13 protein-coding genes are annotated in these 14716 nt (G+C 65.7%); 5 read left to right on the top strand and 8 right to left on the bottom strand.

Annotated features, from left to right (window positions below):
- Positions 1 to 75: 75 nt before the first annotated feature.
- The 6 genes from accC to QA645_RS23635 form a co-directional block, all read right to left on the bottom strand.
- The gene (gene accC, locus QA645_RS23660) at positions 76 to 1434 is read right to left on the bottom strand and encodes an acetyl-CoA carboxylase biotin carboxylase subunit (protein WP_254193516.1); all 1359 of its coding nucleotides are present in this window, start codon (positions 1432 to 1434) and stop codon (positions 76 to 78) included.
- Positions 1435 to 1465: 31 nt separating this feature from the next.
- Positions 1466 to 1957 (bottom strand): acetyl-CoA carboxylase biotin carboxyl carrier protein, encoded by a 492-nt coding sequence (accB, locus tag QA645_RS23655; protein ID WP_283044123.1) that lies wholly within the window; start codon positions 1955 to 1957, stop codon positions 1466 to 1468.
- A 37-nt stretch (positions 1958 to 1994) separates the two neighbouring features.
- A complete protein-coding gene (aroQ, locus tag QA645_RS23650) occupies positions 1995 to 2462 on the bottom strand; it encodes a type II 3-dehydroquinate dehydratase (protein WP_212427781.1) in 468 nt (155 codons plus the stop codon).
- Positions 2463 to 2719: 257 nt separating this feature from the next.
- The gene (locus QA645_RS23645; RefSeq protein ID WP_254131180.1) at positions 2720 to 3529 is read right to left on the bottom strand and encodes a DUF1236 domain-containing protein; all 810 of its coding nucleotides are present in this window, start codon (positions 3527 to 3529) and stop codon (positions 2720 to 2722) included.
- 221 nt (positions 3530 to 3750) lie between these two features.
- A complete protein-coding gene (locus QA645_RS23640; RefSeq protein WP_254131181.1) occupies positions 3751 to 4518 on the bottom strand; it encodes a DsbA family protein in 768 nt (255 codons plus the stop codon).
- A gap of 97 nt (positions 4519 to 4615) precedes the next feature.
- Entirely contained in the window at positions 4616 to 6019 is a 1404-nt protein-coding gene (locus QA645_RS23635; RefSeq protein WP_254131182.1) for a M48 family metalloprotease, read from the bottom strand.
- Between the two features lie 229 nt (positions 6020 to 6248).
- Between QA645_RS23635 and QA645_RS23630 the strand changes: the two genes are divergently transcribed.
- From QA645_RS23630 to QA645_RS23620, 3 genes are all read left to right on the top strand, one after another.
- The gene (locus QA645_RS23630; RefSeq protein WP_283044122.1) at positions 6249 to 7436 is read left to right on the top strand and encodes an aminotransferase class I/II-fold pyridoxal phosphate-dependent enzyme; all 1188 of its coding nucleotides are present in this window, start codon (positions 6249 to 6251) and stop codon (positions 7434 to 7436) included.
- 87 nt (positions 7437 to 7523) lie between these two features.
- Positions 7524 to 8081 carry a biotin transporter BioY gene (locus tag QA645_RS23625; protein ID WP_283053301.1) on the top strand — a complete coding sequence of 186 codons (558 nt, stop codon included), beginning with the start codon at positions 7524 to 7526 and terminating at the stop codon, positions 8079 to 8081.
- A gap of 86 nt (positions 8082 to 8167) precedes the next feature.
- Positions 8168 to 9502, top strand: a complete 1335-nt coding sequence (locus tag QA645_RS23620) for a dicarboxylate/amino acid:cation symporter (RefSeq protein WP_254131184.1) — start codon at positions 8168 to 8170, stop codon at positions 9500 to 9502.
- A 31-nt stretch (positions 9503 to 9533) separates the two neighbouring features.
- Here the strand turns inward: QA645_RS23620 and QA645_RS23615 are convergent, their stop codons facing one another.
- Positions 9534 to 10412, bottom strand: a complete 879-nt coding sequence (locus tag QA645_RS23615) for an SDR family oxidoreductase (protein WP_283044121.1) — start codon at positions 10410 to 10412, stop codon at positions 9534 to 9536.
- 92 nt (positions 10413 to 10504) lie between these two features.
- Between QA645_RS23615 and QA645_RS23610 the strand changes: the two genes are divergently transcribed.
- Together QA645_RS23610 and QA645_RS23605 are read left to right on the top strand one after the other, a co-directional pair.
- Entirely contained in the window at positions 10505 to 11338 is an 834-nt protein-coding gene (locus tag QA645_RS23610) for a helix-turn-helix transcriptional regulator (protein WP_254193520.1), read from the top strand.
- A gap of 59 nt (positions 11339 to 11397) precedes the next feature.
- Complete coding sequence (locus QA645_RS23605; RefSeq protein WP_283044120.1) at positions 11398 to 13482, top strand: tetratricopeptide repeat protein; 2085 nt, start codon at positions 11398 to 11400, stop codon at positions 13480 to 13482.
- Here QA645_RS23605 and QA645_RS23600 read toward each other — a convergent pair.
- Positions 13479 to 14711 (bottom strand): FAD-dependent oxidoreductase, encoded by a 1233-nt coding sequence (locus QA645_RS23600; RefSeq protein ID WP_254131187.1) that lies wholly within the window; start codon positions 14709 to 14711, stop codon positions 13479 to 13481. The genes QA645_RS23605 and QA645_RS23600 overlap by 4 nt on opposite strands.
- Positions 14712 to 14716 lie beyond the last annotated feature (5 nt).

Below are 14716 nucleotides of genomic sequence, written 5' to 3'. Positions count from 1 at the left end.
TCAAAACGCCCCCTTGGAACTGTCCCCAACCGTCCATAATGCGATTGGGACCAAAGGGTTCCACGGCAGAGAAGATTATTTCGCGCTGGGTTCCGTCTTACCGGCCAGATACTGCTCCAGCCAGTGGATGTGGTAGTCGCCGTTGATGATGTCGTCCTGGCGCACCAGGTCGCGGAACAGCGGCAGCGTGGTCTCGATCCCGTCCACCACCATCTCGTCCAGTGCCCGGCGCAGCCGCATCAGACATTCGGCGCGGGTCTTGCCGTGGACGATCAGCTTGCCGACGAGGGAATCGTAATAGGGCGGGATCGTGTAGCCCTGATAGACCGCGGAATCGATGCGGACACCGAGCCCGCCCGGCGGGTGATATTGCGTGATGCGGCCCGGCGAAGGGCGGAAGGTCTGCGGGTTCTCGGCGTTGATGCGGCACTCGATGGCGTGGCCGATGATCTGGATCTCGCTCTGCTTGGCCGGCAGCTCGCCGCCGGCGGCGATGCGGATCTGCTCCAGCACGAGATCGATGTCGGTGATGCTCTCGGTGACGGGATGCTCGACCTGGATGCGCGTGTTCATCTCGATGAAGTAGAACTCGCCGTCCTCGAACAGGAACTCGATGGTGCCGACGCCGAGATATTTCATCTCGCGCATCGCCTTTGCACAGGTCTCGCCGATCTTGGCGCGCGCAGCGGCGGCCAACACGGGCGAGGGGCCTTCTTCCCAGACCTTCTGGTGGCGGCGCTGCAGCGAGCAGTCGCGCTCGCCGAGATGGATCGCGCCGCCGCGGCCGTCGCCGAGAATCTGGATCTCGATGTGGCGCGGCTTCTGCAGGTATTTCTCGAGATAGACGGAGGCGTCTCCGAAGGCGGACTTGGCCTCGTTGGCCGCGGTCGACAGCGCGATCTGGAGATCCGCCTCGGTCTGCGCGACCTTCATGCCGCGGCCACCGCCGCCGGCAGCCGCCTTCACCAGCACCGGAAAGCCGATCTTCCTGGCGATCGCCATCGCATCGTCGTTGGGACCAACCGCACCGTCCGAGCCGGGCACCACGGGGATGCCGAGCTTCTTGGCGGTCTTCTTGGCCTCGATCTTGTCGCCCATCAGGCGGATGTGCTCGGCTTTGGGGCCGATGAATTGCAGATTGTGCTCGCCGAGGATCTCGGCGAAGCGCGCATTCTCCGACAGGAAGCCGTAGCCGGGATGCACGGCGTCCGCGCCGGTGATCTCGCAGGCCGCGAGCAGCGCGGGCACGTTGAGGTAACTGTCCTTGGACGGCGGCGGCCCGATGCAGACGCTTTCGTCCGACAGGCGCACATGCATGGCGTCGGCGTCGGCGGTGGAGTGCACGGCGACGGTCGCGATCCCGAGCTCCTTGCAGGCCCGCAGGATGCGAAGGGCGATCTCGCCGCGATTGGCTATGAGGATCTTGTCGAACATGGTCCCTCAGCGGGCGAAATTCGCCACTCGCTTATTCAATGATAACCAGCGGCTCGCCGAATTCGACCGGCTGGCCGTCTTCGACCAGGATCTGCGTCACCGTACCGGCGCGCGTCGAGGGAATCTGGTTCATGGTCTTCATCGCTTCGATGATCAGCAGGGTCTGGCCGACCGAGACCTTCGAGCCGACCTCGACGAACGGCTTGGCGCCGGGCTCCGGCGCCCAATAGGCAGTGCCGACCATCGGCGAGGTCACGGCGCCCGGATGCTTCGACAGGTCGGACGCGGCAGCCGCAGGTGCGGCAGCCGCAAGAGCGACCGGCGCAGGGGCCGCATGCGCCACCGGAACGGGCATGGTCGCGGCGACGCTGATGTTGCGGGCGACGCGCAGGCGCAGGCCGGCGCGCTCGATCTCGATCTCGGTGAGGCTGGTCTCATCGAGCAGCAGAGCGAGCTCGCGGACGAGTGCGGAATCCTCGCTGGAAAACTTTGCGGCTGCTTTGTCGTCTGGCTGGCGCGCCATGTTCTTTGATCCGAATGTTCTGTGTGAGGAGGGAGCGTCAGGCTTTGGGCTTGATGCCGACTTTGGCGGCAAGGCCCTGGATGGCGAGGCGGTAGCCCTCGATGCCGAAACCGCACAGCGAGGCGAAGGCCGCGCGCGCGGTGTAGGAGTGGTGGCGGAAGCTCTCGCGGGCGTGGATGTTGGTCACATGCACTTCGACGGTCGGGATTTGCACCGCGAGCAGTGCGTCGTGCAGCGCGATCGAGGTGTGCGAATAACCGCCGGCGTTGATGATGATGCCCTTCATCTTGCGGGCATGCGCCTCGTGGATGAAGTCGATCAGCTCGCCTTCGCGGTTGGATTGACGGCAATCAGCCTTGAGGCCGAAGGTCGCGGCCGTCTCCCGGCACAGCGCCTCGACGTCGGCAAGCGTCGCGTGGCCATACTTCTCGGGCTCCCGCGTCCCCAACATGTTGAGGTTCGGTCCGTTGAGAACGAGGATCGTGTCGGTTGCTGGTTCGGCCATTCCTGTCCCGGCAAAGGTGTTTCGGCGTGGCGGGGTTATAGGTAACAAAGTGACCCAGGGGAAGCCTTGAAGGGCCTCCCGATCGACTTCAGGCCCCTCATCCAGTGTGCAAAAACCTGTGCGGAAACTACGGAAATTGCTTGTTAACCAGTCCAAAGGATGGCTTGCGGCAGGCCCCGGCGGGGCAGACCGCCCGATAGGCCAAAAGCCCCTGCCGATGGCTCGGCAGGGGCTCACTCTGGCTTCAGCGATCCGGCTTAGCCTTCGATGATGTAGACGATCTCACGCGTCTGCGGCCGGACAATGATGTACTCGCCGTGCACGAAGATCACCTCATAGCCGCGCCATTCCGGGTAGATCTCGACGATCCGGGCCGGGAGCGGGTGGAAACGAACGCCCGCCGGAATGGCGGTGCCGACCGAGATGTTGAAGTTGACGTTGGTGGTCTCTTCGATCTTGGTCGACTTGATCGCGGTGGAGATCTCGGTCCGCTTCTCCGCCGGCGGCGCAGCGGTCGCCGAGGTGGCGGCGTTGCCGGTCGTGGTCTGCGACTTGCTGTCGGTCGCAGCCGGACGGTTCTCGGCATTGTTGCTCTTGGCGGCGCCGCCGGCCTTGTTGTCCTCGGCCTTCATGTTCTTGCTGTCGGACTTGGTCGTCGAGTCAGAGCTCATGCTCTTCGACTTGTCCTGCGTCGCCTTGTCCTGCGCGCTCTGGGTGTGGTCACCCTTCGCCGCACCGGCCTTCTCGTCGGCCGCGTTCTTGTTCATCGCGCCGGACTTTTCCATGCCGCCGGATTTCTCCGCGGCGCCCGACTTCTCCATCGCGCCTGACTTCTCTTCACCAGGCTTCATGGAGCCACCGGCCTGACCGACCGTGCCCTTCTGCGGGCTTGCGGATTCCTTGCCCATCGTGCCGTGTTCGGCGGCGCCGCCGGACGGCTGCGACTGCTGCATCGGCTGCGCGCCGGCGCCGCCGTTGTCGTTCTTCATGGTGCCTTGTGCGTTCGCCAGACCGGTGCCGGCGACGAGTGCAAGCGCGGCGACCGAGATCATAAAGCGGTTCGACATCGAGTTTCTCCTCACGTGTTTATTCTGCGTCATTGCCCGCGCCGACAACGGGAGGAGGTGTCACTTGTTCCGGAACATCTGCTGTTCCAAGGTATTTGTTTCCTAAACGCGAGATGAACGCGCGTGCCGGATTCGCGCCGGGATTCATGCAGAGAAGCGGCCAACGAAAAAGGCCGGCTTTTCAGCCGGCCTTGTCGCGTCTGCGAATTGCAGGATGATTGTCAGCAGGTCGCCTTGCCGCAGCGTGCGACGCCGATCTTTTCCTTGAGACCGTCGAGCCCGACGGCGCCGACCACGATCTGCTTGCCGATCACGTAGCTTGGCGTGCCGTTCATGCCCATCGCCTCGGCGAGCTTGAAGTTCTCCTCGATGGTGGCGCGCACCTCGGGGCTCGCGATGTCCTTCTCGATCTTCGCGGTGTCGAGGCCGGCTTCCTTGGCCGCCTGGAGCGCGCGTGCCTTGTCGGCCGCGCCGCGACCGCCGAGCAGCTTCTGGTGGAAGTCGAGATATTTCTTGCCGGAGGGATCCTGCATGCGCACGGCGACCGCAACCTGCGCGGCCTCGACCGAGCCCTGGCTCAGCACCGGAAACTCCTTCAGGACGACCTTCAGCTTGGGATCGGCCTTCATCAGGTCGAGCATGTCGCTCATCGCGCGCTTGCAGTAGCCGCAATTGTAATCGAAGAATTCGACGAAGGTGACATCGCCGTCCTTGTTGCCGAGCACGACCTGCCGCGGCGAGTTGAAGATCGCATCCGAATTCTGCGTGATGCTGGCTTCGTGCTTCTTGGTTTCGGCATCAGCCTGGCGCTTGCTGAGCTCGGTCATGGCCTCTTCGAGCACTTCGGGATGGCTGACGAGGTAGTTCTTGATGATCGCCTCGATGTCGGTGCGCTGGGCATCCGAGAAGCTGTCGGCCGAAGCCGGTCCCGTTGCGCCGAAGATGGCGAGCGCAAACAGCGCGGGAGCAAGCAGGCGCAGCGAAGGCATTGGCAAATCCTCTTATCCAGAGCAGGTTTCGAAAAGAACGTCCCGGCGGACTTAATCGGAGTGTCGTGACGTCAACGTGGCGGATGTCGTGATCAGGCTAGTTGCGCGGCGGCTTCGACGCCACGATGTCGTCGGCCTTGACCCATCCGGGCGTGCCGACGGCGAAACGGGTTTTCGCGCGCGTGGCGAGCTCGCGAGCGGTCTTGTTGTCGCCGCGCAGATACGCGGCCTGGGCGGAGGCGAGATCCGCCTCGGCATAGTCTCCCTTCCGGCCATAGGCCATCGCGAGCTGGGTGTAGCCGATCGGCGCCTCGGGCTCGCGCGCCACCGCGGCACGGAGAATCTTGATGGCGTCGTCCGTGTAGGCCTTATTATCGGTTCCAACCAGAGCCTGCCCAAGTAACATCTCGATGAGGGCCCCATTGTTCGAGAGTGCGACAGCCTTGCGCAGGGGGGCGACCGCGTCGGCCGGCTTGCCGCTTTCCAGCAGGGCCTGGCCGCGGACCTCGTAGAAGTACGGGTTGTTCGGCTGCACCGCGATCAGCGCGTCGATCTGGGTCAGCGCGCTGCGCAGGTCGCCGTGCAGATAGGTGCTGATGGCGCGGGCATAACGCGCCGGCAAGCTGTCATTGGTCAGGGGATAGCGGCGGTAGACGGTCTCGGGGCGCTCCATGAAGGCGGAGATCTTGGCGCGCACCATGTCGTGGCGGAGCTGCAGCGCGGGATCGTCCTTCTTGTCCCAATACGGACTGCTGCTGGCAAACTCCTGGAGCGCTGCGACGCGCTCGGCGGGCATCGGGTGCGACTGCAGATAGGGATCGGCGCCGCGTGCCGCGAACAGGCTCTCGCTGGTGAAGCGCTTGAAGGTCTCGTACATGCCTTTCGGCGATTGCTGGGTCGCGGTCAGGAATTTCACGCCGGCGCGGTCGGCGTTCTCTTCCTGCTGGCGCTGGTAGGACAACAGCGAACGGCGGATCATCTCCTGCGGTCCGGCGATCGCAGCGGCACCGGCATTGGCGAGGCCGTTATTGCCGCTGCCGCCGCCGCGGCTGGCGCCAGCCGCAAGGGCACCTGCGCCAAGCAGCATGGCGATGATCATCTGGGTCTGGGCACTGGCGAGCTGCTCGCGCAGCTTGGACAGATGGCCGCCGGCCAGATGCCCGGTCTCGTGCGCGAGCACGCCGATCAGCTGGTTCGGCGTCTCGGACTGGAGGATCGCGCCGTAATTGACGAAGATGCGGCGGCCATCGGCAACGAACGCGTTGAACGTGCTGTCGTTGATGATCACCATCTGGATGTTCTGCTTCTCCAGACCGGCAACGCGCAGGATCGGGCGCGTGTATTCGCGCAGCAGCTGCTCGGTTTCGGTGTCGCGCAGGACCGGCGGTCCGCGGCCTTCCTGCGCCTGCGTTGCCGGCACCGGCAGCAGCGCGATCGCAGCTGCCGTGACGAGGGCGGTGAGGGCGGAGGCCTTCTTGCGCAATTCGATCTGGAGCAACATCAAACGGTCTGGGTCAAACGGGCTTTGCAAGCGGACTTGGCGATCGGACTTGGCGAGCGAACTTGGCGAGCGAACTTGGAATGCAGCTCTTGTGATTGGTTTTGTCGATTGGCGGCGGACCGGATACGCGATATGCCCTTATGAGCCGTATAATGCGGCTAGTCTGGGGCGCAAGTGCCCTGTTTTCCGGACCGAATGGCCCGGTTCGCCAGCGAAATAGCAGATATCGATGCACGATGCGATATTGAGGAACCGGGTGGGGCAGTGGCTCGAGCCCTCCCGCCGCAGTGATGTTCCCCCGTTCATGGTGATGGACGTGATGGCCGCGGCGGCCCGGATCGAGGCGGCCGGTGGTCATGTCATTCACATGGAGGTTGGCCAGCCCGCGGCCGGGGCGCCGAAGACCGCGATCGCGGCGGCGCAGGCTGCGCTTCAAACCGGGCGGATCGACTACACCTCGGCGCTCGGCATCCCGTCCTTGCGCGAGCGCATCGCGCGGCATTATCGCGATGCCCATGGCTGCACCGTCAGCCCGGAGCGAATCGTGGTGACCACGGGCTCCTCCGGCGGGTTCATCCTCGCCTTCCTGTCGATGTTCGAACCCGGCGATCGCGTCGCCGTCACGGTGCCGGGCTATCCGCCGTACCGTCACATCCTCACTGCGCTCGGCTGCGAGCCGGTGCTGATCGAGACCACCAACGAGACGCGTCACGCGCTGACCGGCGAGGCGCTGCTCGCCGCCCATCGCAAGGCGCCGCTCAAGGGCGTGCTGGTCGGCAGCCCCGCCAATCCGACGGGCACGATGATGTCGCGGGAGGCGCTCGCCGGGCTGATCGCGGCCTCCGAGGACGCCGGCATCCGCTTCATCTCCGACGAGATCTATCACGGGCTCGACTACGCGTTTCCGGCGGTGACGGCGGCCGAGCTGTCTCCGCACGCACTCGTGATCAACTCGTTCTCGAAGTATTTTTGCATGACAGGCTGGCGCGTCGGCTGGATGGTCGTGCCCGAGATCCTGGTGCGCCCGATCGAGCGGCTGCAGCAGAACCTCTCGATCTCGGTGCCGTCATTGTCGCAAATCGCGGCCGAAGCCGCCTTTGATGGCGCTGCCGAGATGGAGGAGATCAAGCACGGCTATCAGGAGAACCGGCGCATCCTGATCGAGGGATTGCCCAAGGCGGGGCTAGCCAAGTTTCTGCCCGCGGACGGCGCGTTCTATCTCTATGCCGACGTCTCGGACTTCACGTCCGACAGTTTCGACTTCGCCAAGCAGATGCTGGAGAAGGCCCACGTCGCCGCGACACCGGGGGTCGATTTCGATCCGATCCACGGACGCTCGTTCATCCGATTCTCCTATGCACGTTCGGCTGCGGAGATGCGGGAGGCAGTTGACCGGATCGCTCACTGGCTTAAATAGCCGCCAGTTTCGAACAGCCTTCCGGAGTGCATCTTGTCTGACCGAACCGTCCAGTCCGCCGCCACGCATTCTCCTCTTGCCGCAGTGATGTGGCCGACCCGACCGGGTGAGACCGTCGGCGCCTTGCGCGCCGTCGTCCTGGTCGCGCTCGGCTCCGCGCTGATGGCGTTGTCGGCCAAGGTGAATCTGCCGCTGCCTTACGTGCCCATGACGTTGCAGACCCTGGTCGTGCTGATGATCGGCGCGGCCTATGGCTGGCGCCTTGGCAGCGCAACCATGATCGCCTACCTCGCCGAGGGCGCGATGGGGTTACCGGTATTCGCCGGTCCGGTCGGTGGAATTGCACCGCTGGTCGGCCCGACCGCCGGTTATCTCTATGGCTTCGTGCTGGCTGCCGTCGTCATCGGCTGGTTCGCCGAACGGGGCTGGGATCGCAACGTCGTGCTGCTCTTTGCGGCAATGGCCGTCGGCCATGTCGTCATTTTCATCGCCGGTTTCGGCTGGTTGGCCTACGGCATCGGCCTTGGCGCGGACAAGGCTTGGGCCGTCGGCGTCGCGCCGTTCATTGCGGCCTCGGTGGTCAAGAACGCGCTGGGCGCTGCGCTGATGCCAGCAGTGCGCCGGATCGTCGACCGCCGCGGCTAGATTTCATCATACGGAATGTTCCAATTGACAGGGCCGGCCAAGTTGATCTTGGCTGGCTCTGAATTTTGAGGGGGGAGGAAAAAACAATGACAACGACAACAATGAGCGGCGCGCCGGCCGCACCGAGCGCAGCCAAGCCGTGGTATAAAGTTCTCTACGTCCAGGTGCTGATCGCCATCGTGCTCGGCGCCATCGTCGGCTGGCTCTGGCCGACGGTCGCCACCAACGACTGGATCAAAGCGCTCGGCGACGGCTTCATCAAGCTGATCAAGATGGTGATCGCGCCGATCATCTTCTGCACCGTGGTCTCCGGCATCGCCCACATCCAGGACGCCAAGAAGGTCGGACGCATCGGCGTCAAGGCGCTGGTCTATTTCGAGGTCGTCTCGACCTTCGCGCTCGTCATCGGCCTCATCATCGGCAACGTCGTGAAGCCGGGCGCAGGCTTCGGCAGTGCCGCCGCCAACGCGCAGGCCGTCGCCAATTACGCCAAGCAGGCCGAAGGCCAGAGGTCGGTCGACTTCATCCTGCACATCATTCCCGACACGGTCGTCGGCGCCTTCGCGCAAGGCGAGATCCTCCAGGTGCTGCTGTTCTCGGTGCTGTTCGGCTTCGCCATCATGGGGCTCGGCGAGCGCGGCCATGTCATCCGCAGCTTCATCGACGATGCCGCGCATGCGGTGTTCGGCGTCATCTCGATCGTGATGCGCGCAGCGCCGGTCGGCGCCTTCGGCGCGATGGCCTACACCATCGGCAAGTTCGGCACGGGCGCGATCCTCAATCTGATGGGCCTGATCGCGACGTTCTACCTCACTGCCGCATTGTTCGTGTTCGTCGTGCTCGGCATCATCGCGCGGATCGCCGGGTTCTCGATCTTCAGGTTCCTCGCCTACATCAAGGACGAGCTGCTGATCGTGCTCGGCACCTCGTCGTCCGAGAGCGCGCTGCCGTCCTTGATGGAGAAGCTCGAACGGCTCGGCTGCTCGAAGTCGGTGGTCGGCCTCGTGGTGCCCACGGGTTATTCGTTCAACCTCGACGGCACCAACATCTACATGACGCTGGCGACGCTGTTCATCGCGCAGGCGCTCGGCTTCGATCTGACCTTCGGTCAGCAGCTCACCATCCTGGTGGTGGCGATGCTGACCTCGAAGGGCGCCTCCGGCATCACCGGCGCGGGCTTCATCACGCTGGCGGCGACGCTCGCGGTGGTCGATCCGCGGCTCGTGCCGGGCATGGCGATCGTGCTCGGCATCGACAAGTTCATGAGCGAGTGCCGCGCGCTGACCAATCTCTGCGGCAACGGCGTGGCCTGCGTGATCGTCGCCTGGTGGGAGGGCGAGCTCGATCGCGACAAGCTCAATGCGCGGCTGAGCCAGCAGATCGATCCGACCGACCTCGAGACCGCGGTCACGACGGACTGATCCACTGACTACATCTGGCGGCGTGGCGCCGTCAGACCTTGAAGTAATAGGGCTGGTCGAGATCCTCGATCAGCCCGATTTCTTTTGGCGCCCAGCCAAGCAATGCGCGCGTCTTCGCACTCGATGACGGAACGTCGACGGCGGCAAACCGCGCGAACCAGCCGAAATGCGCTTCCGCTTCGTCGGGCGATTTCGAGACCACGGGCACGCCGAGCCTTTTGCCGATCACCTCCGCAATCGTCCTGAACGGGATGCCTTCCTCCGCGATCGCGTGATAGCGCGGCGCGGTTGCGCCTTGCTCGAGCGCGAGCCTGTAGACGCGCGCGGCATCGAAGCGATGCCCGGCCGGCCAGCGATTCATGCCGTCGCCGATATAGGCCGCGACGCCCTTCTGGCGCGCGAGGTTGATCAGGATCGGGACAAAGCCGTGGTCACCTTCGCCATGGGTCGTCGGTGGCAGCCGAACCACGGCGGCACGAACGCCGTCCAGCGACAGCGCGGTCGCTTCCGAGACACGTGGGAAGCCGCGTGCCGACTCGTCATCCTCCGTGGCGAGCCGTCCGGGCGCGAGCAGCGCCACGCCGGAGGTGACGATCAGCGGGCGCGCGGAGCCCTTGAGCTCCGCGCCGAGCGCCAGGATGGCGCGGCGGTCGAGCTCGCAATTGTCTTGGAATTTCGAGAAGTCGTGGTTGAAGCCGAGGTGCAGCACGCCGTCGGAGCCGGCCGCGCCGCTGCGCAAGGAGGCGTGGTCCTCCAGCGAGCCGCGGTGGACTGTCGCCCCCATCGCGGCGAGCGATGCGGCACCCGCATCGGAGCGGGCAAGGCCGGTGACGTTATGGCCGGCGGCGATCAGGTCGGCGACGACGGCAGAGCCGACGAAGCCGGTGGCGCCAGTGACGAATACACGCATGAGCAGTTTCTCCAGGGTTGGTGGAGGGCAGCATCTGCGCTACAATTATCCGGGTAAAGTAGTGACGTTATCAGGGTATAATAGCTAACAGGATGAGCGAGACCACCAGCGAGAACCTGCTCGGGACCTATTTGAAAGACCGCCGTACCCGGCTCGACGCGGCGGCCTTCGGCTTTGGCGGCAGCCGCCGGCGGACGCCGGGGCTGCGGCGCGAGGAGGTGGCGCAGCGGGCCAATATCAGCCCGACCTGGTACACCTGGCTGGAGCAGGGCCGCGGCGGCGCGCCGTCAGCCGACGTGCTCGACCGGATCTCGGCCGCGCTGATGCTGACCGACGTCGAGCGCGAGCATCTGTTTTTGATCGGGCTCGGCCGTCCGCCCGAAGTCCGCTACCAGGCGCGTGAGGGCGTGTCGCCGCGGCTTCAGCGCGTGCTCGACGCGCTCGAGACCAGCCCCGCCATCATCAGGACCGCGATCTGGGATGTCGTTGCCTGGAATCGCGCGGCGAGGCTGGTGCTGACCGACTATTCAAAACTCCCGCCCGAACGGCGCAACATCCTGCGGCTGATCTTCAGCGAGCCCAACATCCGGGCTGCGCAATATGATTGGGACAGCGTGGCGCGCTTCGTGGTCGCGGCGTTCCGGGCCGATGCGGCGCGCGCCGGCGCGGTCTCGCATGTCGCCGAATTCGTCGACGAGATGTGCCGTCTCAGCCCCGAATTCGCGAAGCTGTGGGCCGACAATGACGTCCGCAGCTATGGCGAGGGCGTCAAGCATCTGCGCCATCCCGTGCTCGGCCCGGTCGCGTTCGAATATTCGGCCTTCTCGGTCGACGGCCGGCCCGATCTCGGCATGGTCGTCTACAACCCGGCGACGCCGGAGGACGCCGAGCGCATCAGAAAAGTTCTCGCCACGCATATCGACTGACGGAATCCGCGGCCTCGCGCGTTTAACTGGCATCTCTGATCTCGGGGGGCGGTGGTATCGTGGGCGAGGCGGCGGTTAATCGGATCGTGCTGGCGGCGGCGGAGCATTTTGCGGCCGGTCGGCCGGATCAGGCGGAGGCGCTCTGCACCGAGGTCCTGAAGGCGGAGCCGGACCATGTGCCGGCGCTGCATCTGGCGGCCGTCGCGGCCTTCGTCACCGACCGTGCCGCCGACGGCGCCGCACTGCTCAACCGGGTCTTCAATATCGATCCCGACCACGCGCCGGCGCTGGTCACGCTCGGCGATGCGCTGGCCGTGAAGGGCGAGCACGAGGGCGCCGTGGCCGCATTCCAGCGCGCGCTGCGCGGGCGGCCCGATGACGCCGGCCTGCACAACAAGCTCGGCGTGGCACTGGGCGAACTGTCGCGCTTCGGCGAGGCCGAGACCGCCTATCGCCGCGCAATCGCGCTCGATGCGCATCTGACGCGCGCGTGCTTCAACCTCGCCGTCGCGCTCGCCGGGCAGGGGCGGCTGATCGAGGCGGAGGACGCCTACCGCGCCGTGATCGCGCGCGAGCCCGCCTTCCGCGGCGTCTGGCTCAATCTCGGCAACGTGCTTGCGGACCAGAACAGGTTGGGCGATGCCGTGGCCGCCTATCGCCGCGCGCTCCAACTCGATCCCGACGATGCCGGCCTGATCTGCAATCTCGGCGCGGCGCTCTATCGGCAAGGATTGCTCGAAGAGGCCATCGTCCAGTATCGCCGCGCCGTCGAACGCGCGCCCGACAATGTCGCGGCGCTGCGCCTGCTTGGTCTCGTGCTGCATGAAGCCCGTCATTTGCAGGAGGCCGCCGGGATCTACCGGCAAGCATTCGCGCGCGATCCCACGGATCATATGATCGCCACCAATCTCGGCGCCTGCCTCTCCGATCTCGGCGAACTCGACGACGCCGTTGCGGCCTGCGAGCACGCGCTGCGGCTCAAGCACGATCACGCGCCGGCCTACACCAATCTCGGCATCATCTTCGAGAAGCAGCAGCGCGTCATCGATGCCGTCGCCGCGCATCGCTGCGCGATCGCGACCGATCCGTCCTATGCCAAGGGCCACGCCAATCTCGCCGTCGCACTGCGCAACGCCGGCGAGATCGACGAGGCGCTCACGGTCTCGGCCCGCGCGGTTGCGCTCGATCCGGAGCAGCCGCTCGCGCAATACAACCACGCGCATTTCCTGCTGATGAACGGCCATTTCACCGAGGGGTTCGATGCCTATCGGTGGCGCCGCAAGTGCAAGACGCTGTCGGATGGCGATCCGACTTTCAGTGAGCCGGAATGGCAGGGCGAGCCGCTCGAGGGGCGCACCTTGCTGGTCTTCGCCGAATACGGCCTCGGCGATGCCCTGCATTTCGTGCGCTATCTGCCGATGGTGACAGGGAAGGGCGGCAGGATCATCCTGCAGGTGCAGCCCGCGCTCGCCTCGCTGCTGCGGCAATTGCCCGATGTCACCGTGATCCCACGCGGCGAGGCGCTGCCGCCGTTCGATCTGCAAGTGCCGCTGATGAGCCTGCCACGCCTGTTCGGCACCACGCTCGATAATCTGCCTGCCGACGTCCCGTACCTGCATCCGGATCCCGAGAAGCTTTCGCGCTGGCGAACTGCACTCGGTCAGGAGACGCGAGTGAAGGTCGGCGTGGTCTGGGCCGGCAATCCCAAGCACAAAGGCGATGCGCAGCGCTCCCTGTCGGCCCGGGCGGTCCTGCCGCGGCTCGTGATGCCGGGCGTGCAGCTCTACAGCCTGCAAAAGGAGCCGCGCGCGGAAGACGGTGCGGTGCTGGCGGGGCTCGGCGACGACATCATCGATCTCGCGCCCGCGCTCGGCGATTTCGCCGACACGGCCGCGGCCGTGGCCGCGCTCGATCTCGTCGTCGCCGTCGACACGTCGGTTGCGCATCTGGCCGGTGCGCTCGGACGTCCGGTGTGGATGCTGACGCCTTACGCGCTCGACTGGCGCTGGCTGCGCGATCGCGAGGACAGCCCGTGGTATCCGACCATGCGCCTGTTTCGCCAACGCCGCCCCCGCGAATGGGACGATCCGCTGATGCGCCTGACGGCTGCGCTCTCGGTGCTCGCCGCGAAAGCGGAGAGCTAGAACCGCTCCGGCCGGTACGGCGTCGGATCGATTGACGGCGTCTCGCCGTTCATCATCTCCGCGAGCAGGCGTCCGGTGGCGGGGCCGAGCGTAAAGCCCTGGTGGCCGTGGCCGAAATTCATCCAGAGGCCGGGGTGGCGCGGGGCACGACCGAGCACGGGTACCATGTCGGGCGTGCACGGGCGGGTGCCGAACCATGGCTCCGGCTCGGCGCGCTTGCCAAGGTCGATCAGTTCGCGGGCGGAAGCTTCGGCACTGGCGAGTTGCACCGGGGTTGCCAGCGCATCCGGGCCCGTGAGCTCCGCGCCGGTGGTGATGCGGATGCCCTTGGCCATCGGCCCCATGGCGTAGCCCTGGCCCTTGTCGACCAGCGGCAGATCGAGCGAGGCGCCGCCAGTGTAGTGCATGTGGTAGCCGCGCTTGCGCACCAGCGGGATCCGGTAGCCGAACTTGTGCAACAGGTCGGGCGACCACGGCCCGAGCGTCACGACGGCGTTGGCGGCATCGATGCGGCCGTTGTCGGTGTTGACCGACCATCCGGTCGCGGTCTGCTGCAGCGACTGCGCATCACCGAGCACGATGGTGCCGCCGAGCCGCTCGAACAGATTGGCGTAGGCCGTCACCAGCGCGCCGGGATCGGACACGGTCCAGGTATCGAGCCAATGGATCGCGCCGGGAAGGTCATCGCGCAGGATCGGCTCGGCCTTGGTCAACTCGCTGCCCGAAAGCACGCGAAAATTCACGCCGAACTCGCGGCGGTCTTCTTCCGCGGCCTTGATCGACTGGTCGAGCGCGGCAGCATCGCGAAACAGCGCGCGATAACCGGCGCGGCGGATCAGATTGTCGGCATGGGCCTCGCGGATGAGGATGTCGTGCTCGGGGGTCGCATAGGCGATCAGCTGCGCCCAGGCGGCGATCGCCTCGCGATGCCGCTTCGGTGCCGAATGCCACCAATAGCGGAGCAGGGGCTCGACGTGGCGATGCAGCGAGGACAAGCTGTAGCGCACGTCGTTGGTGCGGCCGGTCGCGATCTTCACGAGCGAGGCGAGATCGCGCGGCATCGGATAGGGCCGCACCGCCTCCGCCTGGATCATCCCGGCGTTGCCGTAGCTGGTCTCGCGGCCGGGCTCCCTGCGGTCGACCAGGGTGACGGTCCAGCCGCGTTGCCTCAAATGCAAGGCGGCGCCGACGCCCACCATGCCGCCGCCGAGAATGATTGCGCTTTGCATTGGCG

Origin of the sequence: Bradyrhizobium sp. CIAT3101 (genome assembly GCF_029714945.1) — a bacterium.
In the GTDB taxonomy this organism is placed as follows: domain Bacteria; phylum Pseudomonadota; class Alphaproteobacteria; order Rhizobiales; family Xanthobacteraceae; genus Bradyrhizobium.
Note: the sequence above shows the minus strand (reverse complement) of the source record. Positions and strands in the feature narration are given on the sequence as shown.

Bases quoted from the DNA above. Each gene is read 5' to 3' on its own strand.
- accB (WP_283044123.1), bottom strand. From the start codon at position 1,957: ATGGCGCGCCAGCCAGACGACAAAGCAGCCGCAAAGTTTTCCAGCGAG.
- QA645_RS23625 (WP_283053301.1), top strand. From the start codon at position 7,524: ATGTGGCCGACCCGACCGGGTGAGACCGTCGGCGCCTTGCGCGCCGTC.
- QA645_RS23620 (WP_254131184.1), top strand. From the start codon at position 8,168: ATGACAACGACAACAATGAGCGGCGCGCCGGCCGCACCGAGCGCAGCC.
- QA645_RS23600 (WP_254131187.1), bottom strand. From the start codon at position 14,711: ATGCAAAGCGCAATCATTCTCGGCGGCGGCATGGTGGGCGTCGGCGCC.
- accC (WP_254193516.1), bottom strand. From the start codon at position 1,434: ATGTTCGACAAGATCCTCATAGCCAATCGCGGCGAGATCGCCCTTCGC.
- QA645_RS23640 (WP_254131181.1), bottom strand. From the start codon at position 4,518: ATGCCTTCGCTGCGCCTGCTTGCTCCCGCGCTGTTTGCGCTCGCCATC.
- QA645_RS23615 (WP_283044121.1), bottom strand. From the start codon at position 10,412: ATGCGTGTATTCGTCACTGGCGCCACCGGCTTCGTCGGCTCTGCCGTC.
- QA645_RS23645 (WP_254131180.1), bottom strand. From the start codon at position 3,529: ATGTCGAACCGCTTTATGATCTCGGTCGCCGCGCTTGCACTCGTCGCC.
- QA645_RS23635 (WP_254131182.1), bottom strand. From the start codon at position 6,019: ATGTTGCTCCAGATCGAATTGCGCAAGAAGGCCTCCGCCCTCACCGCC.
- QA645_RS23610 (WP_254193520.1), top strand. From the start codon at position 10,505: ATGAGCGAGACCACCAGCGAGAACCTGCTCGGGACCTATTTGAAAGAC.
- aroQ (WP_212427781.1), bottom strand. From the start codon at position 2,462: ATGGCCGAACCAGCAACCGACACGATCCTCGTTCTCAACGGACCGAAC.
- QA645_RS23630 (WP_283044122.1), top strand. From the start codon at position 6,249: ATGCACGATGCGATATTGAGGAACCGGGTGGGGCAGTGGCTCGAGCCC.